Annotated in this window: 19 protein-coding genes; 8 read left to right on the top strand and 11 right to left on the bottom strand. The window is 44.7% G+C overall.

Annotated features, from left to right (window positions below; all coding sequences use genetic code 11):
• Positions 1-44: 44 nt before the first annotated feature.
• The 7 genes from AC58U0_RS05515 to leuC form a co-directional block, all read right to left on the bottom strand.
• Positions 45-320, bottom strand: coding sequence for a hypothetical protein (locus AC58U0_RS05515; protein WP_029193089.1), 276 nt, complete (start codon positions 318-320; stop codon positions 45-47).
• Between the two features lie 26 nt (positions 321-346).
• Positions 347-1018 carry an endonuclease III gene (gene nth, locus AC58U0_RS05520; RefSeq protein WP_497378007.1) on the bottom strand — a complete coding sequence of 224 codons (672 nt, stop codon included), beginning with the start codon at positions 1016-1018 and terminating at the stop codon, positions 347-349.
• Between the two features lie 194 nt (positions 1019-1212).
• Positions 1213-3927: an S-layer homology domain-containing protein gene (locus tag AC58U0_RS05525; protein WP_497378008.1), complete on the bottom strand. Its 2715-nt coding sequence runs from the start codon at positions 3925-3927 to the stop codon at positions 1213-1215.
• Positions 3928-3956: 29 nt separating this feature from the next.
• The gene (locus AC58U0_RS05530) at positions 3957-4544 is read right to left on the bottom strand and encodes a GerMN domain-containing protein (protein ID WP_497378009.1); all 588 of its coding nucleotides are present in this window, start codon (positions 4542-4544) and stop codon (positions 3957-3959) included.
• A 69-nt stretch (positions 4545-4613) separates the two neighbouring features.
• A complete protein-coding gene (locus tag AC58U0_RS05535) occupies positions 4614-6050 on the bottom strand; it encodes an N-acetylmuramoyl-L-alanine amidase family protein (protein WP_497378010.1) in 1437 nt (478 codons plus the stop codon).
• Positions 6051-6346: 296 nt separating this feature from the next.
• The gene (gene leuD / locus AC58U0_RS05540; protein WP_056838865.1) at positions 6347-6952 is read right to left on the bottom strand and encodes a 3-isopropylmalate dehydratase small subunit; all 606 of its coding nucleotides are present in this window, start codon (positions 6950-6952) and stop codon (positions 6347-6349) included.
• A 69-nt stretch (positions 6953-7021) separates the two neighbouring features.
• On the bottom strand, positions 7022-8443 hold the full coding sequence (gene leuC / locus AC58U0_RS05545; RefSeq protein WP_057301746.1) for a 3-isopropylmalate dehydratase large subunit: 1422 nt from the start codon (positions 8441-8443) through the stop codon (positions 7022-7024).
• A gap of 201 nt (positions 8444-8644) precedes the next feature.
• Here leuC and AC58U0_RS05550 point away from each other — a divergent pair, with 201 nt between their 5' ends.
• The 4 genes from AC58U0_RS05550 to AC58U0_RS05565 all read left to right on the top strand — a co-directional run bounded on the left by AC58U0_RS05550 (position 8645) and on the right by AC58U0_RS05565 (position 12197).
• Entirely contained in the window at positions 8645-8791 is a 147-nt protein-coding gene (locus tag AC58U0_RS05550; protein ID WP_156389871.1) for a lmo0937 family membrane protein, read from the top strand.
• A gap of 227 nt (positions 8792-9018) precedes the next feature.
• The gene (locus AC58U0_RS05555; protein WP_497378011.1) at positions 9019-9912 is read left to right on the top strand and encodes a LysR family transcriptional regulator; all 894 of its coding nucleotides are present in this window, start codon (positions 9019-9021) and stop codon (positions 9910-9912) included.
• A gap of 21 nt (positions 9913-9933) precedes the next feature.
• Positions 9934-10902 (top strand): helix-turn-helix transcriptional regulator, encoded by a 969-nt coding sequence (locus AC58U0_RS05560; protein ID WP_497378012.1) that lies wholly within the window; start codon positions 9934-9936, stop codon positions 10900-10902.
• A 422-nt stretch (positions 10903-11324) separates the two neighbouring features.
• Entirely contained in the window at positions 11325-12197 is an 873-nt protein-coding gene (locus AC58U0_RS05565; protein ID WP_497378013.1) for an SDR family NAD(P)-dependent oxidoreductase, read from the top strand.
• Between the two features lie 15 nt (positions 12198-12212).
• Here the strand turns inward: AC58U0_RS05565 and AC58U0_RS05570 are convergent, their stop codons facing one another.
• Positions 12213-12650: an SgcJ/EcaC family oxidoreductase gene (locus AC58U0_RS05570; protein WP_497378014.1), complete on the bottom strand. Its 438-nt coding sequence runs from the start codon at positions 12648-12650 to the stop codon at positions 12213-12215.
• 81 nt (positions 12651-12731) lie between these two features.
• Between AC58U0_RS05570 and AC58U0_RS05575 the strand changes: the two genes are divergently transcribed.
• Positions 12732-12890 (top strand): hypothetical protein, encoded by a 159-nt coding sequence (locus AC58U0_RS05575; RefSeq protein ID WP_497378015.1) that lies wholly within the window; start codon positions 12732-12734, stop codon positions 12888-12890.
• A 334-nt stretch (positions 12891-13224) separates the two neighbouring features.
• Positions 13225-13716, top strand: a complete 492-nt coding sequence (locus tag AC58U0_RS05580) for a cysteine dioxygenase (RefSeq protein WP_497378016.1) — start codon at positions 13225-13227, stop codon at positions 13714-13716.
• A gap of 62 nt (positions 13717-13778) precedes the next feature.
• On the opposite strand, the gene AC58U0_RS05585 is transcribed toward AC58U0_RS05580, so the two are convergent.
• The 3 genes from AC58U0_RS05585 to AC58U0_RS05595 all read right to left on the bottom strand — a co-directional run bounded on the left by AC58U0_RS05585 (position 13779) and on the right by AC58U0_RS05595 (position 16937).
• Positions 13779-15161, bottom strand: a complete 1383-nt coding sequence (locus tag AC58U0_RS05585) for a glycine--tRNA ligase (protein WP_057301750.1) — start codon at positions 15159-15161, stop codon at positions 13779-13781.
• 368 nt (positions 15162-15529) lie between these two features.
• A complete protein-coding gene (locus AC58U0_RS05590) occupies positions 15530-16330 on the bottom strand; it encodes a carbon-nitrogen family hydrolase (protein WP_497378017.1) in 801 nt (266 codons plus the stop codon).
• A gap of 79 nt (positions 16331-16409) precedes the next feature.
• On the bottom strand, positions 16410-16937 hold the full coding sequence (locus AC58U0_RS05595) for a DUF1572 family protein (RefSeq protein ID WP_497378018.1): 528 nt from the start codon (positions 16935-16937) through the stop codon (positions 16410-16412).
• Positions 16938-17091: 154 nt separating this feature from the next.
• Between AC58U0_RS05595 and AC58U0_RS05600 the strand changes: the two genes are divergently transcribed.
• Positions 17092-18294 carry a pyridoxal phosphate-dependent aminotransferase gene (locus AC58U0_RS05600; RefSeq protein WP_497378019.1) on the top strand — a complete coding sequence of 401 codons (1203 nt, stop codon included), beginning with the start codon at positions 17092-17094 and terminating at the stop codon, positions 18292-18294.
• A gap of 386 nt (positions 18295-18680) precedes the next feature.
• Positions 18681-19781 carry a glutamate 5-kinase gene (gene proB / locus AC58U0_RS05605; RefSeq protein ID WP_497378020.1) on the top strand — a complete coding sequence of 367 codons (1101 nt, stop codon included), beginning with the start codon at positions 18681-18683 and terminating at the stop codon, positions 19779-19781.
• The last annotated feature ends 17 nt before the right edge of the window (positions 19782-19798 follow it).

The raw sequence follows: 19798 nt of genomic DNA on the forward strand, positions 1-19798 counted from the left end.
TCCAACCTAACAGAAAAAAAATCTCCCAAAGGGAGATTTAGGTTTTAGGACATTACTGCTTTTTCTTTTTCCGGCAAGAAAATCTCAAAGACATCGCGATGCTGCAAAATCGTAATATCGGAGTCTTTTACTTTCATAACCACGACCTCGGATTTCGTTTTCATCTTGTCTATGTAATTCTGAGGAACTTCACCGGATTCACTGACTGTTACACCTTCAATGACTTTTTCCTCATTATCGGCTAGAGGCGTGTTAATCACTTGCTCATAAATATCGGAGAACAGTTCAAAGCTATTCGTGTATACGGCGATGCATTTCATTTCAAATCCCATCCTTTGTCTGCATATCATTTGTTTGTAATAGTTTTCCTAGTTGCACTTGGTTTCATACGTTTCTTACCCTCACGACAATTGTCCAACAATGGACACATCATGCACTGCGGGTTCTGAGCCTTGCAGTGATATCTACCGAAGAATATAAGGCGATGATGCGTTTGTGTCCACTCTTCACGCGGAACCTTCTTCATCAGCTTCTTTTCTACTTCAAGTACCGAATCGTCCCAGCCAACTAATCCTAGTCTTTTGGAGACTCGCTCAACATGAGTGTCTACCGCAATAGCAGGCACCCCAAAAGCGTTCGATACGACGACATTTGCCGTTTTACGGCCTACGCCGGGCAGTTCGACCAAGTGTTCGTGCTTCTCTGGAATTTCGCCTTCAAACTTGTCCAGCAGCAATTGACACAGCTTTTGAATATTGCTTGCCTTATTTCGAAATAAACCAATCCGTCGAATGTCTTGCTCCAGTTCCGTAAGCGGAACGGCCAAGTAATCTTCAGGACGCTTATATTTCTGAAATAAATCCAATGTCACCTTATTCACGGTTTCATCGGTGCATTGAGCTGATAATAATACAGCAATCGTTAATTCAAACGGATTACTGTGGCGCAGCTCGCAATGTGCATCCGGAAAGAGCTCACCGATTGTATCCAAAATATGCCTTACTAACTTCTGTGTCATGTCTTTACTTCCTTAGGGTCGTAATAATCTCCAGTGTAGCGAATTGTGGCGTTAGAATCAATGCTTGAAAGCGTCAAAATGCGAACATTTTCTAAAAAATTGCCATATTTATTTTTAAAATTAGAAAAAAAACCGCCTGCCTTAGAAGTCAAGCTCCTAATATACAGACGGATGAACTTAATTTTCGTTCAAATTTATTTCTCAATCTCAACAATTTTATCGTCTAACACATAAAGTGTTACTTGATCTCCTGCTGCAAAAGATGATGCCGACACAACGTCCGTTCCTTTATGGAAATAGGCTCTTGGGAAAATACTATACGCCGTTTTTTCTCCGGAGCTTGTAGCTTTGAAGTAAAATTGGTTTACGACATTATTGTAGTTATCCACTTCCCGCTTAGATCCTACAGCTACTTGAATAAGAAGTTTGTCACTCGCGTCTTTCATCACTTGAACACGATCGCCCACTTTGATGGAAGTGAAGCTCCATGCTACGCCGCCGTTAAGTTTAACATCATAATTGCTGCCTGCGTTAATCACTTGACTTTTACCTGAGAAATCTTGAACGGTTAGGCTCGAGCTAGCCGCATTCACAGCTGTAACTTTACCGCGCACAGGACTAATCAGCTCTGCTTTTACAACAGCCAGACCCTTGAACGTCAGCTTCACATAGTCATCGATAGCAAAATCTGTTATTGAACCTACACTTTGATCCGCTTTGACGATTGGCACACCTTCTAGGGAAATGGCATACGAAGTGTTCGACTGATCCGTCACGGTAATTTGCTTGCTGTTCACATTTGATAAAATTGTTTTATAAAGTGCCGTTTTACTCGTTACAATTTTCGTTACAATTCCCTGATCGAAGCTTAGTAAAAGACTAATATTATCCCCAACTTTAAGATCGGAAAGTGTACTGTTAGGCTTATTCGCTAGCTCAACCTGTGGAGCGTAATTAAGCTTGAACGTCAAACTTTGACCGCTGTCCGTTTTCAATGTTATATCATTCGTTTGTAAATTTAATTGTGTTAATGCGCCATCCAATTGGGAGGACATTTGAATTTGAGTGACGTTATCTTTTGAAACAAGTAGATCTACATATTTACCAGCCGTAAATGTACTGCTAAAGTTTGCAAAAGGAAGCTTCACTCCAGCATATGAAATAGAAACTGTATCTTTTAAAATATAAGCATGCGGTTTACCTGTATTATCTATAACGGTTAATAATTTCGAAGCTTGATCGTATGAAATAATTTTGGCAAAGTATAAGTTCTCAATAGAACGGTTGGTTACAGTAATTAAAGTTACTCTGTTATTCAACACATCCAGCTTAAGCTGATCTCCTGGAGCGATATCATAAATACTAGCCGTGGCTAAACCATTAATTCTGACTTGCACGTTATCGCTAAGAACATAGGATGCTAATGCCCCGCCTGCTGTCTTGGTTATCGTTAAAAATGTTTTGTCATCGCCAAGTGCTTTCAAAGTCCCCTCAACACTCACACCAACATCTGCTTGCTTTTTAATTACAATCTTCACAATTTCACTGTTCTTGACCGTATACTCGACCGAATCTCCAACGTGAAGTGAATTGATATCTACGAGGCTGTTATCTGGTAAAGTCGCAATCAAATTACTCGAGAAACCGTACGTTTCAGGCTGCCCTGATACGGTGTCTAGCAGCGTAATTTGCATCGCATCTTTGTTAAGTGTTTGAATCGCGCCTTCTGCTGTTTTATTAACGGGCACCTGTTTAACTATGATCGACGTATATTTATCGGTTTTGACAATCTTGCTTTTACGCAATTCAATCGTGCTTCCATTCACAATAGAACCTAGACTAAGACCGCGTCCTTCCGTATCAGTCACAGCGACATCCGCTGCTAAATCATAGCTCTCAAAGTCATCCAATGTCGCCTTGAGGCTGCTCATATTCAATTTCAACAATTTACCTTCATGAATATCTAGCTGCAGCTCATCGCTAAGAATCTCAACATAGTAAGCTGTTCCATTCACTTGAACGAGCGAAACTTCAAACGTTTCTTGCAGCGTTTTCGCGCCTATTGCCGTATCATTTTTATTCCCATAGAACACTGTGTTCGGCGAAAGCTTATATGTACTCGTATTCCCGTCTTTGTCCATAAGACCAATCGTGCCGCTCGTTAAGCTTGTCATGTACCCTTTCACCGCACGTGAAGGCAATGTTGCAAGCTCTTTTTGCGAGCGACTTAAAAAAGCTGCCATTTGAGCACGCGTGACTGCCCCCTTAGGTTGGAACGTGCCATCTTCAAAGCCGTCAACAACCTTCAAAGCAACAGCTGCATTAACAAATCCCAATGTTGTGCTGCTAATGTCATTATTATCTTTGAAAGCCGTTGGTGTTGACGATAAGCTTTGTGCAGTGGTCGCCTTCCCAATAGCGCGAATCACCACTTCAGCTACCCATTCTCTCGTTGCCTTCCGCTGGCCCCATTTATCTTTGGACTTATCGCTTTGGCTTCTCACTTTCTCTTCCTCGTTGGAAATTAAGCCTTTCTGAAGAGCAATTGCTACATAATTTCGCGCATAGTTATCAACCAGCATGAAATCGGGAAACACCGTTGCTGTCGTCATTGCGTCTACATCGCCTTGCAAGCCCATCATACGAGTAGCCATAATAAGGACATCTTGCTGTGAAACTGAGTTCTCTGCCCGATAAGCGCCATCCTCATAGCCTTCAATAATGCCTTCCAAAGCAAGTTTGGATATATGTCGAATACCCCAATAGTCCGATTTTACGTCAGGGAAAGAAAGCTTTACATTACTTGTTGATGTCGTATTTACTGACTCTGCCGCCAAAACTGGGGTCCCCGCCAGGCTTGTAATAATTAAAGAGCTAACAATTGCACTTGCTAATTTCTTGTTATTCATCGTTGATTTAGACTCCTCTGCTACTACATTTAATTAGGTCGTTTAATTGGATACGGAAGCTCTAGATGCCCCATTAAGCTATCCACTTCTTTACCGTTTTTCAGTACATATACAGCCTTCACTTCTGGAAATTGAAACACGGTTTTCTTCAAGGCTTGTAAAAACAACTCCTCACCCGGAGCGCCTAATTGCGTTTTGGGACCAAATTTGAGATCAAGCTTCAATTCACCCTTAGCTTTATCAAACGAAGTGCTTGTGAAAGTAAGATCATCAAATAAAGGAATTGCTTTAGGATCATCACTCTTTTTGAGTGCGTTTAGTGCGGCTTCATACACGTCAGCTTCCAGTTTGTAGCTGATTGTTACTTCTTTTTCTATAAGTTTCATTTCGTCCTGATCACTGTAAAAAGCTTTGACCTTTTTTTGTTTTAAAGGTTCTGGTGTTGCTTTTGGGGTTGGTGCAGGACTTTGTACCACCGTTGTAGGGGTCGGCACCTCGGTTGTAGCTTGAGGTGTTGCTCCGCCGACGAGTTGACCTTTCTGACCGCAGGCGGTTACAGACAACGTGATGGCACTTACAAGAAGCACCCCATGGATTAGGCGACTTGTTTTGGTCATCTCACTCACTCCTTAGCGTTTTGCATAGCAAAACGAACTTCGAAAGCATACGTTTAAAGCTTTCGTCTCTTATTTGAGGTTCAGGTATTCTTTGATGGCAGCAACGATAGAAGCCGCTATTTTGTCTTGGAAAGCTTCCTTGAACATGGCAGATTCATCGTTCTTATTGGACAAATATCCCACTTCGACTAGAACAGCCGGCATTGTCGTTTTCGTGATGACCCTGAAATCAGCTTGACGTACCTTGCGATCAGGAAATCCAGCAGCGGCAACCACATTTTTGTGGATTGTATTAGCAAAAGCTATGCTTTCCGGCCTGTTATAATACGTTTCTGTTCCCGATACCGTAGCTTTGGCGCTATTCCCGTGAATCGATAGGAAAAGATCTGTTTGAATGTCGTTTGCAAAAGAAACCCGGCCATCCAGTGGAATGAACGTATCGTCAGAGCGAGTCATAAGGACGTTAATACGCTTGTCCTGAACAAGCAGCTTCTCTACCTTCTTCGCTGTAGCGAGTGTAAAATCCTTCTCATGCTTGCCAGTTATGGATAATGCACCTGGATCATTATCCCCGTGTCCTGCATCAATCACCACGGTTAACTGATGCTCCACAATCGCGGCTGTCCATTGATTCGTAAGCTTAGAAGGCTGTACGCGATAGTCAGCTGAACCTTTCAAATCCAAAATAATTCTCACGGTAGCCGGATTATCTGCAAAGTTAGAAAAGCGCACTTTCTCAACCAGAGGATGCTTAGAGGGCAGCTCCCCCGCATTATTTACAAGCAATTTTTGGAGAGAAGGATCTAAAGATGTGTTCGGGAAATCAAATACGATGCGATTCGGGTTCGATAATTTCATCATAGTCGGAACTAAAGAGCCGTCTTTCGCGGCTACCGCTAACTCCTTCTCAGAGAGCACAATCGAAGTCAACAAGTGGGCATTAGCATCGGGTGTTTTCGTTCCTGGATCTGTACCTGTACCCGGTACTGACGGTTTTGGAGGTGTTACTTCGCCAGGATTGTGGCCATCTACAACATCGATGGGTCCTGTAACAGGTTTGGAATCCGAATCATCTTTTTTGAACATATGAACGGAAGAGGTTAAAGAGTCCCATTTAAATTCAATACCCATAAGTTGGCCAATGAAACGAAGTGGGAGCATCGTGTTGCCCTTTTCGATGATTGGCGCTACTTCCAAACTTTCTTTCTTGCCTTTAATCAAGGCCGTTTTACTGTCGATGACCAATTGAATGTTCATATCGCCTTTGACGATGGTTACCTTGCGTGTGGGTTCATCCCAACTCACCTTGGCACCAATTTCTTCAACGATAATCCTTACAGGAACAATCGTATTGCCACTAACTATACGGGGCTGAACTTCGTTAGCTTCCAGTTTTTTTTCATTCATATAGAGCTTAATTACACTTGGGGATTCGGCTCCCATTGCATAAGTAGGGAGAAGCAGCATGCAAACTAGCAGCATTAAACAAAATGCAGGAAATTTCATCATTCACCTCTATGTAATGTCGGAATTGGGGTTGTAATTTCAAACTCTTAAAATCTATCTTTTAAAAACTAGCAGCAAGGTGTCCATTGTATCAAAATAATCATATGCCCGACAGCAAAACCTCCGTTCAATCGACAATCTAGTAATCTATTAGACGCGGAAAACTGCCAAAAGTTGCAAAAAAAGAAGAATAAAAAAACCTAGCCATTGGCTAGGTCAGAGCTGTTACAACAAGAACAAAAAAAGACGCAATCCATGTAAAAACTCATTGGATTGCGTCTTTTATGATCACATTTTTATTTATATGCCAAACGTTTTTGGTGAGCTTGCTCATAGGCTGTGATTTTCTCTTCATGTTGAAGTGTCAAGCCGATGTCATCCAAGCCTTGCAGCAGGAACTGACGACGGTGCTCATCCAAATCAAACTGAATTTTCAAGCCGTATTCATCTGTGAGTGTCTTGTTCTCAAGATCGACATTCAGCTTGTAGCCTTCATGCTTCGCTGTACGGGCGAACAAATCATCCACTTGCTCTTCCGATAGCTTGATTGGCAGAATGCTGTTTTTGAAGCAGTTGTTGTAGAAAATGTCAGCATAAGACGGCGCGATAATAACACGGAAGCCGAAATCTTGAATCGCCCAAGGTGCATGCTCACGGGAAGATCCGCAGCCGAAGTTCGCTCTGGAAAGCAGAACGGAAGCCCCTTGATAACGATCTTGGTTTAATGGGAAGTTCTCGATAACGTTGCCCGCCTCATCCCATCTCCATTCGAAGAAGAGGAATTGACCGAAACCGGAACGCTCAATTCTTTTTAGAAATTGCTTAGGAATAATGGCATCTGTATCTACATTCACGCGATCCACAGGACCGACTAGGCCTGTATGTTGTTTAAAAGCTTCCATATTTTCATTCTCCTTAAAGTTTTGCTTAAGCAAAACTAGCATCGTAAGCATTGCCTTAATCAGCCCAAATTAAGCTTGTTGGTATTCTTTGATTTCCCAATCACGAACATCGTAGAAATGACCTTTGATTGCTGCTGCAACAGCCATTGCTGGAGACACGAGATGCGTACGTCCACCGCGGCCTTGACGACCTTCGAAGTTACGGTTGGATGTCGATGCACAGCGTTGACCTGGTTGCAGCACGTCTGGGTTCATAGCCAAACACATACTGCAGCCCGCATCACGCCATTCGAAGCCAGCACCCTCAAAAATTTTGTCCAAGCCTTCTTTTTCAGCTTGAATTTTAACGCGTCCGGAACCTGGAACTACGATAGCTGTAACGCTTGGATCTACTGTGTAACCTTGTGCAATTTTAGCTGCAGCACGAAGATCTTCAATTCGTCCGTTTGTGCAAGAACCGATGAAAACATAATCAACTTTCAGTTCTGTCATTGGCGTTCCTGGTGTTAAATCCATATATTCAAGCGCTTTTTCAGCAGCTTTACGTTCATTTTCTGTTTCGAAGCTTTGCGGATCCGGAACTAATGCTGTAATACTTGTCCCCATCCCCGGGCTAGTTCCCCAGGTTACTTGCGGAATCAAGGAATCAGCGTCAAACTCCAGCACCCAGTCATACACAGCGCCTTCATCTGTAACAAGGCTAGACCATTCTGCAACTGCAGCGTCAAAGTCAGCACCTTGTGGAACGTATTCACGACCACGCAGGTAGTTAAATGTTGTTTCGTCAGGTGCAATAAGACCTGCTCTCGCTCCACCTTCAATGGACATGTTACAAACCGTCATACGCTCTTCCATGGAAAGTCCACGAATCGCTTCACCGGTATATTCAATAACATAGCCCGTTGCAAAATCTGTACCGTACTTAGCAATAACGCCAAGAATCAAATCTTTTGCAGTTACGCCTGGTTTCAGATTGCCTGTAATGCGTACTTCCAATGATTTTGCTCTGGATTGTTGCAGCGTTTGTGTAGCAAGAACGTGCTCCACTTCACTTGTTCCAATACCGAAAGCAAGTGCGCCGAATGCGCCATGAGTCGATGTGTGGCTATCGCCGCAAACGATTGTTTTACCTGGATGTGTAAGTCCCAGCTCAGGTCCCATAACGTGTACAACACCTTGGTCAAGGCTGTCTAGGTCGAACAACGTAACGCCGAAATCACGACAGTTTTGGGAAAGTGTATCAATTTGTTGTTTGGAAATAGGATCTGTGATGTTGAAACGATCTTTAGTTGGCACGTTATGATCCATCGTTGCAAACGTTAGATCTGGTCTGCGAACTTTGCGACCCGATAAACGAAGGCCTTCAAAAGCTTGCGGTGATGTTACTTCATGCACAAGATGCAAATCAATATAGATTACGCTGGGCTTGCCTTCTTCCTGGTTAATAACGTGATTATCCCAAATCTTCTGAAACATTGTCTTTTTACTCATATCCAGTCACCTCTTGTCATTATCCGCTCTAATTGTTAACGTCTTACCCTCATAACGTAGTTTAGCACGGATAACGTCATAGCTCCAAGATATAATAACTATAAGCTTCATAGATTATTCCTATAGGATGATTCGAATTTGAAAAAGGTGGTTAGTATCTTGCATAAGCAATTATGACATTTTGAAAAGGATGTGTTACTTATGCTTTGGACCATTTTTGTAGTGATTCTTGTCTTGTGGGCTTTAGGAATCGGTTTTGATATCGGAGGAAATTTAATCCATCTACTGCTCGTTTTGGCCGTCATCTCTTTGGTATTCAATTTGGTTACAGGCAGAAGAGGTAGTTAACATTACTTAACTGATGATCCTATACTTTATTTCCAAAAAGCAGTCAGTGGATTTTGTCCGCAGGCTGCTTTTGCTTTTACCTCTAAACACGGATGCTCATCTATTGAGAGTACCAAACGAGTTTTTCTCATATCAAAGCTTAAAATCTGGTATATTATCTTTATGCTTTATAGGCTGTATCAATAAAACAAGCTATGATTATTACATTCCAGGAGATGAGCCCCACTATGGAACTACGTCAACTTCAATATGCGATTCAAATTGCGATCGAACGAAATTTCTCGCGGGCCGCGGAGAAGCTTCATATTGCACAGCCTTCCCTTAGCCAGCAGCTATCCAAGCTAGAGAAAGAGATCGGCGTCCTTCTTTTCCAGCGCAGCACCAATTCCGTTGAGCTTACTCACGCCGGGTCCCTTTTTGTTGAAAAATCACAAAAAATCCTCGACATGGTCGAACAGCTGAAGAAAGAAATGGAAGACATTTCACAAATGAAAAAGGGTCGCCTTGTCGTAGGCAGTATGCCAATTACGGGTTCAACGATCCTGCCTTTCGTTGTTCCTGTCTTTCAAGCGGCATATCCGGATATTGAAATTACACTCGTCGAAGAGACATCCTCTAACTTAGAAACACTTACGATGAATGGACAAACCGATATCTCGCTGCTCTCATTACCATTACGAGAGGATTCTCTCGTTTATGAGACTTTGCTGGAGGAAGAAATCGTCCTCGCGGTACCTCCATTGCATCGATTAGCAGCAAGTAAAGAACCAATTCGAATCGAACAATTAGAGAAGGAAGCTTTCATCGCTTTGAAAAAAGGACAAGGGTTTCGCAAGCTAACACTTGAACTATGTCAAAAAGCTGGCATTACCCCCAATATTGTCTTCGAATCCAGCAATATGGAAACGGTTCAGTCCCTCGTCGCTGCAGGCATGGGAATCGGTTTCGTCCCTTATTTAATTTCAAAAAGAAGCTTCAGTGAGTTATCTCCGATTCACCTTCCCCTTGAAGGTCGACCTACTCGTACACTCGTTATTGCCTATCGTAAAGGCAGATACATCTCCAAAGCTGCCGAAGCTTTCGTTTCCACAATGAAAGAAGTTATGCGAACAATCAGTTAGCATAAGGAGGTAAACCCAGCAATGAATAAAACTCAACGGTTTATTCAGTTGATGATGGCAGTAAACGAACGTATGCAGTTCACTACAAAAGAGATGGCCGATGAATTCGGCGTCTCGGAACGCACGATGCACCGCGATTTACAAGAGTTGAGTGAGCTTGGTATGCCGCTTTATACCGAATTTGGCCCACACGGGGGATATCGCTTATTAAAGAAGCGGATGCTCCCTCCGATTCTATTCTCCGAACAAGAGGCTGTTGCGATGTTCTTCGCCTTTCAGTCGCTCCAATATTATGGAGCGCTCCCTTTTGCCGCGGAATCGACATCTGCTCTTAATAAGTTCTATCACTATCTCCCTACGGATACGAAGGTGAGAATCGATGCACTTAAAGATCGGGTATCCTTCTGGACGCCAACGCGTACGCAAGGTTCCCCCTTCTTGGAGCAGTTGTTGGAAGCGTCAATTGATGAAATACCTTTACGCTTAACCTACGCGTCTCAAGATGGAACCACAGAGAGAGTCGTGCAGCCAATTGGCATTTACGCGTCTAATGGTTTCTGGTATTTCCCCTCCTATTGCTTTCAAAAAGAAGGATTCCTCTTATTTCGCGCTGATCGCATACACCGCTTGGAACGAGCCGAATCCTCTCATTCGAGCAAAAACTTCAAACACTACACAATTGGCGATTGGCTGTTAGCAGGGCAAGAGCGTGAGGCAGGCCCTATGACCATGAGGCTTCGGGTGAAGCTGTCTCCAGCTGGTGTTAGAACTTATGAACGCAATAATGGAATGGACAGTAACTTGAAACTGCATGACGATGGCAGTGCACGATTAGTGACAGACATGCATAGAAGCAATTTAATGTATTTTTCGAAATATTTCCTCAGTTTGGGTGCGGACGCCCTAGTCGAAGAGCCCTTGGAGATGGTGAATTGGATTCGTGAGCAAATTCGTGCTATGCAGCATGCATATGGGAATGAATTGACTTGAATGCGGATTTATTTTTACCGTTGCAATAGTAGGCACCATACATTTTGTTGCAAAAAGCGCAACTATTTCCCACCATTTAGGCGTATTCAAGAGAATGCATGCAAAAAGTACATATAAATGAACGAATATATTAAAATTCCCTCGATAACGGACATATTAGATGCACAAAATGCATCAATTCTGCAATAAACGATCATTCAACCATTTTTTGATGTACTTTTTACATCTCCCTCTTATCCGAGATCTTCTATTTGCCTACTCACTTTAAACATCCTCTCCCTGATTTAAGAGGTACATCTCTCTACTACGCTTTAAATACTATGACAAGAATTGTCAAGGATTCGATGTAACATTAAAACTGAGCTCACGAAGCGAATGATGCTGCCAGTTCTTCTGGCGAAAAACTCTAAGGAGGTACAACGATGCATACAAAAAACCTGCAAGGTCGAGTTGCCTTGGTTACCGGTTCCAGTCGAGGCGGCGGCCGCGGCATTGCCTTAGCACTTGGGGAGGCTGGGGCCACTGTCTATGTGACTGGACGCAGTACGAGAACGAAGTCCACGAGAACAGATCTCACGGGTACAATTGAAGATACCGCTGAAGCTGTTACAAAGCGCGGTGGATTAGGAATCGCCGTTCGTTGTGACCATACCATCGACGCAGATGTCAAAACTTTGTACGAACGTATTCAACAAGAACAAGGAACACTTGATCTTGTGGTCAATAATGCCTGGGGCGGTTACGAGGGTTATGATGATGTCGATTTCTCCGTTCCCTTTTGGGAGCAGCCGATGTCGCGTTGGGACAAAATGTTCGAAGCTGGGCTGCGTGCTCAGATGGTTTCAAGCCGATATGCGATGTCCACCTTTTTTCTAGAGCAAAATCGTGGTCTTCTGATTAATACAGGCGTCTACTCTGACATTGGCGGCGACTACCCTATCAACGTTTTTTATGACACAGTTAAACGAGCGGTTGCGAATATGACGCGCGCCATGTCTCAAAATCTGAAAGCAAACCATATCGATGTAACCGCGCTTACTTTAGCACCTGGCTGGATGCGAACGGAAGCCGTTTATAAACATTATGGCTTAGAACCAGGTGATCCTGATTTCATGAAAGTGGAAGCACTTCATACGACGGAATCTGTGGAATATATCGGTCGCGCAGTTGTCGCTTTGACAACCGATCCTCTTGTAAGTATAAAGGCAGGTCAGCTTCTCGAGGTAGGTACCCTAGCGGAGCAGTATGGCTTCACGGATATCGATGGCAGACGGTTGCCTCCGTTCCGGGTTTAAGCTGTGCAAATGTGATTATTTAATAAACCATTTTTGAATAAAATTCGGCGGTTGGATGCGGCAGTTGTGAAAAGCCGCAATTTTCCAATCGCCTTTTTCTTTGACAATCACATTGGTATTGATGGAATCCCTGTTCTTTGGCGCTTTTTTCTGCCATCTGAGTTTAATAGCACCAACACAATGAGCAACAGCCATGTCGGGAGATAGAAATCGGATCTGGATTGAACCGCCATCCACCATTGACGAACCTCTTAACACACCATCAAACAGCTTCTGATGAATTTCCGCAATATCTTTTCGCCCCTTTATATGCTGTCCGTTGAAGGTCACATAATCCGCATCTACTGTAAAACATTGGCCGAACGCTTGCCCATTATGCTCATTCCAAGCTTTGCCAAGCTCCTCGAAAATGGCGAGTATCGCTTTCGTGTCTTGTTCTTTAACATCCACCATCAGTAGCCTCATCCTCTCTTAAATGTAGTGTTATTTTCGCGGTTTATTGAAACTTTTGCATACGGAGGGAACGTCATTCCTTTGTTTCGTTTTACCCGTTTAAGCACTTTTGCGGGACATCAATCCGTTATTGGTCTCGATTTACCGGATTATGGCGCTTTCGCGGAACGTCATTCCGCTATTTGTTTCGTTTTGCTCGAATTCGGCATCAATGCGGAACGTCATTCCGCTATTCTTTAAAAACCGAAGTATTTTCACCCCGTTTTGGCTAAATAACGACTCGTGGTTCCCTCTGGCGAGAAAAACGAGCATTTCTTAAGAAATAGCGCCTTCTGGTTCCGCTAAATAAGCGTCCCACCACACAGCTCAATTTTGACATAAAAACCTCTTCAAGAAATCGCACTAGGGTAGGAAATTATCCCCGTCCACAGACCGATTACATACCATATTGATTAAAATTCCACAGATCGCTCTAACCTTTTGACCTCAGAAAGCATACGATATATAAATAAAACTTATCCATTCCCCAATAATAAATGATAAAAAGATAGCATTAGCCTAGGAGGCGGAAACCATGACATTATTAAGAGCAATTGAGCAGACATTCTGTAAATTGCAAGAACCTTCATTAGAACAGCTGAAAACAGCCCTACAATCCTTAGACAACTTACTTCATGAGGTGCCTGTATATAAAACAGAGCCCAAACAACTACCCTATGGTCGGAATGTCGTTTATAACACGAAAGATCTGGAAGTTATTGTGATTCACATTCCTGCATCTGAGGCAACGGCGATTCATAACCATGGCTCGTCCATCGGTTCCGCTTGTTTAGTTAAGGGAACGTTAGTCAATACCAAGTATCGTTTGGACGCAGAGGGTTATCCCGTCGCTCAGACAGATGACTATATTGGGTCAGGTGAATATTTTGAAGCACCTTGCGAGCAAATTCATCAGTTAAGCAACCCTTTTCATGAGCCTGCTGTTTCCATCCATGTATATAGCCCGCCTCTCCAGGGAGTAACACGCTACTTACCTTACAGCGAAATCTTGGATTATGTCATCTAAAAAAAAGCCCCCTGTAATCACGTCCATCGACGTTCTCACAGGGGGCTTGGGTTAAATTGGTATTAGAATTGAAGTGAATTCTCAATGAATGCTTTCAATTCAGAAATTGGGATCCGTTTTTGTTCCATGGTATCACGGTCACGCACCGTTACTTGACCATCTGTTTCGGACTCAAAGTCGTATGTGATACAGAACGGTGTGCCGATTTCATCATGACGGCGGTATCTTTTACCAATAGAACCCGTATCATCATAATCCACCATGAAATGCTTCGCTAGATCGGCGAATACAGCCTGCGCGCCTTCATTCAACTTTTTGGAAAGCGGGAAAATAGCCGCTTTAATCGGTGCCAGTGCAGGATGGAAATGCAGAACTGTACGACTGTCGTCACCTTCCAGCTTTTGCTCTTCGAAAGCATCAATCAGAAGCGCTAACGTAACACGGTCTGCGCCAAGCGAAGGCTCGATGCAGTATGGAATGTAACGCTCGTTTGTTTCTGGATCAATATAGTTGAAGTCTGCACCAGAGTGCTCCATATGCTGCTTCAAGTCAAAATCCGTACGATCCGCGATACCCCAGAGCTCGCCCCAGCCGAACGGAAATTTGTACTCGATATCCGTCGTCGCATTGCTGTAATGGGACAACTCATCGTCGTTGTGATCGCGAAGGCGAAGGTTATCCGCTTTGGCACCTAGGGACAACAGCCAGTTATGGCAGAAGCTTCTCCAGTATTCGAACCACTTCATGTCCTCGCCGGGCTTACAGAAAAACTCAAGCTCCATTTGTTCAAATTCACGAGTACGGAATGTAAAGTTACCAGGTGTGATTTCATTACGGAAGCTTTTACCGATTTGGCCGATACCGAATGGCATCTTTTTGCGCATCGTGCGTTGAACGTTCTTGAAATTGACGAAAATCCCTTGTGCGGTTTCCGGACGCAAGTAAACGACGTTAGAGCTAGCTTCTGTTACGCCTTGGAAGGTTTTGAACATCAGGTTGAACTGACGAATTTCCGTGAAATCCTTGCTGCCGCAATCCGGACATACGATGTTGTGCTCAACGATAAGCTTCATCATATCGTCAAACGTCATGCCATCAACGATGATTTCGATATCTTTCTCCGCCAGTTTATTTTCAATCAATTTATCCGCACGGTGACGAGCTTTACAGCTTTTGCAATCGATCATTGGATCGTTGAAATTACCTACGTGACCGGATGCTACCCAAGCTTGCGGGTTCATCAGAATTGCTGCGTCAAGACCCACGTTATAGGGGGATTCTTGAATAAATTTTTTCCACCAAGCACGCTTGATGTTGTTTTTCAGCTCGACACCAAGCGGACCGTAATCCCATGTGTTAGCCAAACCGCCATACACTTCTGAACCTGGGAATACAAAACCTCTGTGCTTCGCTAATGCTACAACTTGATCCATAGTAACGCTCATTGTTCATTCGCTCCTTCAGCTTCTCGTTTATAGGTCAATGACCTTTGACGACCATTTGGATATGAGCAGACGCCAAAAAAGCTCAACATCCAAAGGCATCAAATAATGCCTAGGGACGAGAGCCTTACGCACCCGCGGTTCCACCCTAGTTGATACACTCGTAAAGCAGCGTATCCCCTTTATCGTATTGGCTCCGGATAGCCTTTTCCTTGAGCTTCAATCTGGGCTTTCACCGTCCCCAGCTCGCTGAACTTGAAGTTGTTCAAGTACTATTCATCCTTCACAGCCACAATTGATCATTCAATTGGCTTTAGTTTACAGAAAAACCGACAAAAAATCAAATAGGTGCAGGTATATTTTATTTTAGACTAATACAAATGTGGACGGCGGTCTTCAAAGACCGGAATTTTAGCGCGAACACGCACAACTTCAGTCAGGTCGATGGTTGCATGCAAAATCGCTTCGCTCTCATCGCCTTCCACCAACACTTCGCCCCAAGGATCAATAACCATCGAGTGCCCAAAGAAATTCGTCGTTCCGCTAGTCCCAACACGATTACAGGAAACGACGTACATCTGATTCTCAATGGCTCTGGCCATGAGCAGCGTACGCCAGTGGTGCAAACGCGGGTGTGGCCATTCCGCAGGTACGAACAAAATCCTTGCCCCATCCAGCGCTAATTTGCGCGCAAGCTCAGGAAAACGAATGTCATAGCAAATCATCGCGCCAGCCGGAACGCCTTCAAGCTCAAATTGGCCAAGCTGATCACCGCTATGTAGAAACTTTTCCTCGTCCATAAGCCGGAATAAGTGAATTTTGGAATACTCGGCTGTTTCCGCGCCTTCACGATCAAACGCATAAATCGTGTTCAGAACACGATCGTCTCTTTTATCAGCAATGGATCCGCCGATGATATTGACACGATGAGTCCGGGCAAACTCACTCAAAAAGGCTTTCGTCCTAACACCGTTAGAATCAGCCAACTGCTGAATCTCAGTTAAGGCATAACCTGTATTCCACATCTCTGGAAATACGATCACATCAGGCTTTTGATCTCCACTCACCGCTTGATGTAAAAGCTTCTCCAATTGAGCAAAGTTCGTATCAGGTTCACCGATCTGAATATCCATTTGAATTAGTGCAATGTGAAGTAATTGTGATTCGGACATACTAAGATGACTCCTTTCGGGCGGCAGATTACCAATATCTCTCTATAGTAGTCTAATTTAAGTTTGAACTCAATGGAACTCATGAAGGTTTGAACGCTTTGGACTGTCCTCTTGCTATACTTAAAGTCTCCCAATGATGATTGGCCCAATGTTTACTGAGCAGAACGATTTGCCCCACATGGTAGCCATAATGAGACACTTGTCGCTGAATAGCTTGAAGCACAGAATGCCCTTCTCCTCTAATTTGGACGGTCCTAAGAACATCATCCGGAGTGAGTGCGTGCAGTGTATCAAACAGAACCTTCCAGCCTTCCTCCCATAAGGAAATAAGCTCTTCCCGTGTGTATTGGCTGCTTTCAAATTCACTGTCACGCTGGCGCGTTTCCTTTTCCCCATCCGTTGTTAAAAAATCTGTCCACCGTGACAACATGTTCCCGTGCATGTGCTTAATCAACAATTCTAACGAATTCGACTCTTCATCTAACGTTAGGTAAAAATGAGCATCTTCCGTTTGCGCGAAAGCTTTATCCGCCAACTTCTTCATATTTTCAAATGCACGTATGGATTCCTGCAAAAAAACTTGCGCCACTAATGTGTTGTCCGACATGGCCTTCAGCACCTTTCCGTAACTAATGAACTAACTTTATGATATTGACCGCTCGATGTAAAATCGATTATTTTCATCACTATGAAAAAAAGATTAATCATGTTACATTAAGGTTATTAATTAAAATCCCGACCTCCGGAGTGTGAATTAAATCGTGACAAAAACATCCCAAACTACAAGCCCATTTACGATACAGCCTGCTGAACGTATGAATGGACTTCCAACTCAATTTTTTGCAACACTCGTACGCAAAGCAAATGAGCAAATTGCTGCGGGTCATGACGTCATTAATCTCGGCCAAGGGAATCCTGACCGCCCTACGCCTCCGCATATCGTGTCATCCATACAAGAAGCTGCTGCTAATCCGTTGTATCATAAATATCCGCCCTTCAGCGGATTTCCATTTTTGAAACAAGCCATTGCTCAAAGGTACAAGGAGGATCACAACGTAGATCTTGATCCTGAAACGGAAGTTGCGATTCTTTTTGGCGGTAAAACAGGACTGATTGAGATAGCTCAATGTTTACTAAATCCCGGCGATGTTTGTCTGGTTCCTGATCCTGGCTACCCGGATTATTGGTCAGGGGTTGCTCTTGCCGGCGCCGAAATGGCGTTCATGCCTTTGCGCGAAGAAAACAACTTTCTGCCTGACTACTCACAGCTCAAAGAATCCGATTTGAACCGCGCGAAGCTGATGTTCATTAATTATCCGAACAACCCGACAGGTGCTACGGCTCCTGCTTCCTTTTATGAAGAAACGGTCGAATTCGCGCACCAGCATGGTGTTGTCGTCGCAAGTGATTTCGCCTATGGTGCCATAGGCTTCGACGGTCAGAAGCCGGTCAGCTTCCTGCAGACACCAGGTGCCAAAGAAGTCGGTATCGAGTTCTATACCCTCTCCAAAACGTACAACATGGCTGGCTGGCGTGTAGGCTTTGCCCTAGGGAACAAAGAAGTTATCCGCCTTATTAACTTGATGCAGGATCATTACTACTGCTCACTGTTCGGCGGTATCCAAGCGGCAGCCGCAACAGCTCTCACAGCCTCACAAGATTGTGTTACTGAGCTTCGTGATGTTTACGAGAGCCGCCGCAATGCCCTTTATGCAGCTCTTTCCAATATCGGCTGGCATGCACGCCCTTCACAAGGGTCTTTCTTCTCTTGGCTGCCCGTTCCAAAAGGACACACCTCACAGAGTCTTGCCGATTTGCTTCTGCAAGAAGCGAAGGTTGTCGTCGCACCAGGCGTTGGCTTTGGAATGCACGGAGAAGGCTATGTAAGGCTTGGCCTCTTATCCTCCGAAGAACGATTAGCAGAAGCCGTGCAACGAATCGGTAAGCTGAATCTATTTGGATAAGCATAAAATATAGAGGCTTCTGCTACTTTACAAACGCTTGTGCAGCGTGCTATTCTAGATAGAATCAAAAAAGGAAGTCCTCAAAAACTTCTATATCGCAACGTTATGATGGGAATAGTAGGAACCGTTAAGCACGTAACCAGAGAGTAAGCTCCATAGTCTGAGAGAGCTTGCCGTGAACCGACTCCGAACCCGCCCCTGAACAGTCAACGATGAGTTGAACAGTGCCCTGCTGTTATTTAGGGAATCTAGAGTTGGGTGCAGCCGCTATCGGTGTGCGCCAATCTAAGGTGGTACCGCGGAAGCTACAGACTTTCGTCCTTATGTGTTGAGGACGGGAGTCTTTTTTGTATCTACATACATGTAAATCAAAGGATGGGATCGATATGACTCAGCGAATCGTCGTCAAAATCGGCAGCAGCTCTTTAACTTCAGATACCGGGGGCCTCAACCCGGATAAAATACGCTTTTTCGCATCGGAGCTGGCGCAATTGAAACAGGACGGCCATCAAGTCCTGCTGGTTACCTCCGGCGCAGTTGCCGCAGGCTTCACCTCCCTTGGCTACCGTACGCGGCCCAAGGTACTGCACGAGAAGCAGGCCGCAGCCGCTGTCGGACAAGCGCTTCTCATGCAGGCGTACCACGAAGCATTTGCGGCCCACGGCATTAGTGTGGCGCAAATTTTGCTCACTAGGTACGACTTCTCTAACCGCAAGCGCGTGCAGAACGCGCTAATGACCGTCGACGAACTGCTGCAGCGCGGCGTCGTGCCGATCATTAACGAGAACGACACCGTCGCGGTGGATGAACTGAAATTCGGCGACAATGATACCTTGTCAGCCTTGGTTGGCAATTTGGTCAAAGCGAACAAATTGATCATCATTACGGACATGGACGGCTTGTACACGGACGATCCCCGCAAAAACGCGAACGCACAGCGTATCGATCGCGTGGACGCCATCAGCGATGAGCTGTTCAGCTTCGCTGGAGGCTCTGGGAGCGCGGTCGGCACCGGCGGCATGCGCTCGAAGGTTGAGGCCGCCCGCATCGCGATGCGCGGGGGCGTGCCGGTATTCATCGGGCGCGTACTCGAGCCCGGTGATTTGCCGCATGCCGTGGATGGCAGCGGCAAGGGCACGTACTTCGACACGGCGCTGAACAACCTGCCGGTGAAGAAACAATGGGTCGGCTTCCACTCGCTGCCCCAAGGGCAAATCATCGTTGACCAAGGCGCGAAGGCGGCCCTGCTCAGCGGAGGCAAGAGCTTGCTTCCTGCCGGCATCACAGGCGCTGCAGGAGACTTCCACCCCGGCGACGTTGTCGAGGTGATCAGCATTGAAGGCACGCTGCTAGGACGCGGCGTCGTCAATTACGCGGCTTGGCAAGTGCAAGCCGCCGCAGGTCTATCGACCGATGAGGTCCAGAAGCGTGTGGAAGTTGCTCGAATCGAAGTCATTCACCGTGACGAATGGGTTCCTTTAACCTAATGAAGAAAGCGAGGCTC

The sequence above is a fragment of the Paenibacillus sp. J31P190 genome (genome assembly GCF_059692075.1).

Bases quoted from the DNA above. Each gene is read 5' to 3' on its own strand.
- AC58U0_RS05515 (WP_029193089.1), bottom strand. From the start codon at position 320: ATGAAATGCATCGCCGTATACACGAATAGCTTTGAACTGTTCTCCGAT.
- nth (WP_497378007.1), bottom strand. From the start codon at position 1,018: ATGACACAGAAGTTAGTAAGGCATATTTTGGATACAATCGGTGAGCTC.
- AC58U0_RS05525 (WP_497378008.1), bottom strand. From the start codon at position 3,927: ATGAATAACAAGAAATTAGCAAGTGCAATTGTTAGCTCTTTAATTATT.
- AC58U0_RS05530 (WP_497378009.1), bottom strand. From the start codon at position 4,544: ATGACCAAAACAAGTCGCCTAATCCATGGGGTGCTTCTTGTAAGTGCC.
- AC58U0_RS05535 (WP_497378010.1), bottom strand. From the start codon at position 6,050: ATGAAATTTCCTGCATTTTGTTTAATGCTGCTAGTTTGCATGCTGCTT.
- leuD (WP_056838865.1), bottom strand. From the start codon at position 6,952: ATGGAAGCTTTTAAACAACATACAGGCCTAGTCGGTCCTGTGGATCGC.
- leuC (WP_057301746.1), bottom strand. From the start codon at position 8,443: ATGAGTAAAAAGACAATGTTTCAGAAGATTTGGGATAATCACGTTATT.
- AC58U0_RS05550 (WP_156389871.1), top strand. From the start codon at position 8,645: ATGCTTTGGACCATTTTTGTAGTGATTCTTGTCTTGTGGGCTTTAGGA.
- AC58U0_RS05555 (WP_497378011.1), top strand. From the start codon at position 9,019: ATGGAACTACGTCAACTTCAATATGCGATTCAAATTGCGATCGAACGA.
- AC58U0_RS05560 (WP_497378012.1), top strand. From the start codon at position 9,934: ATGAATAAAACTCAACGGTTTATTCAGTTGATGATGGCAGTAAACGAA.
- AC58U0_RS05565 (WP_497378013.1), top strand. From the start codon at position 11,325: ATGCATACAAAAAACCTGCAAGGTCGAGTTGCCTTGGTTACCGGTTCC.
- AC58U0_RS05570 (WP_497378014.1), bottom strand. From the start codon at position 12,650: ATGGTGGATGTTAAAGAACAAGACACGAAAGCGATACTCGCCATTTTC.
- AC58U0_RS05580 (WP_497378016.1), top strand. From the start codon at position 13,225: ATGACATTATTAAGAGCAATTGAGCAGACATTCTGTAAATTGCAAGAA.
- AC58U0_RS05585 (WP_057301750.1), bottom strand. From the start codon at position 15,161: ATGAGCGTTACTATGGATCAAGTTGTAGCATTAGCGAAGCACAGAGGT.
- AC58U0_RS05590 (WP_497378017.1), bottom strand. From the start codon at position 16,330: ATGTCCGAATCACAATTACTTCACATTGCACTAATTCAAATGGATATT.
- AC58U0_RS05595 (WP_497378018.1), bottom strand. From the start codon at position 16,937: ATGTCGGACAACACATTAGTGGCGCAAGTTTTTTTGCAGGAATCCATA.
- proB (WP_497378020.1), top strand. From the start codon at position 18,681: ATGACTCAGCGAATCGTCGTCAAAATCGGCAGCAGCTCTTTAACTTCA.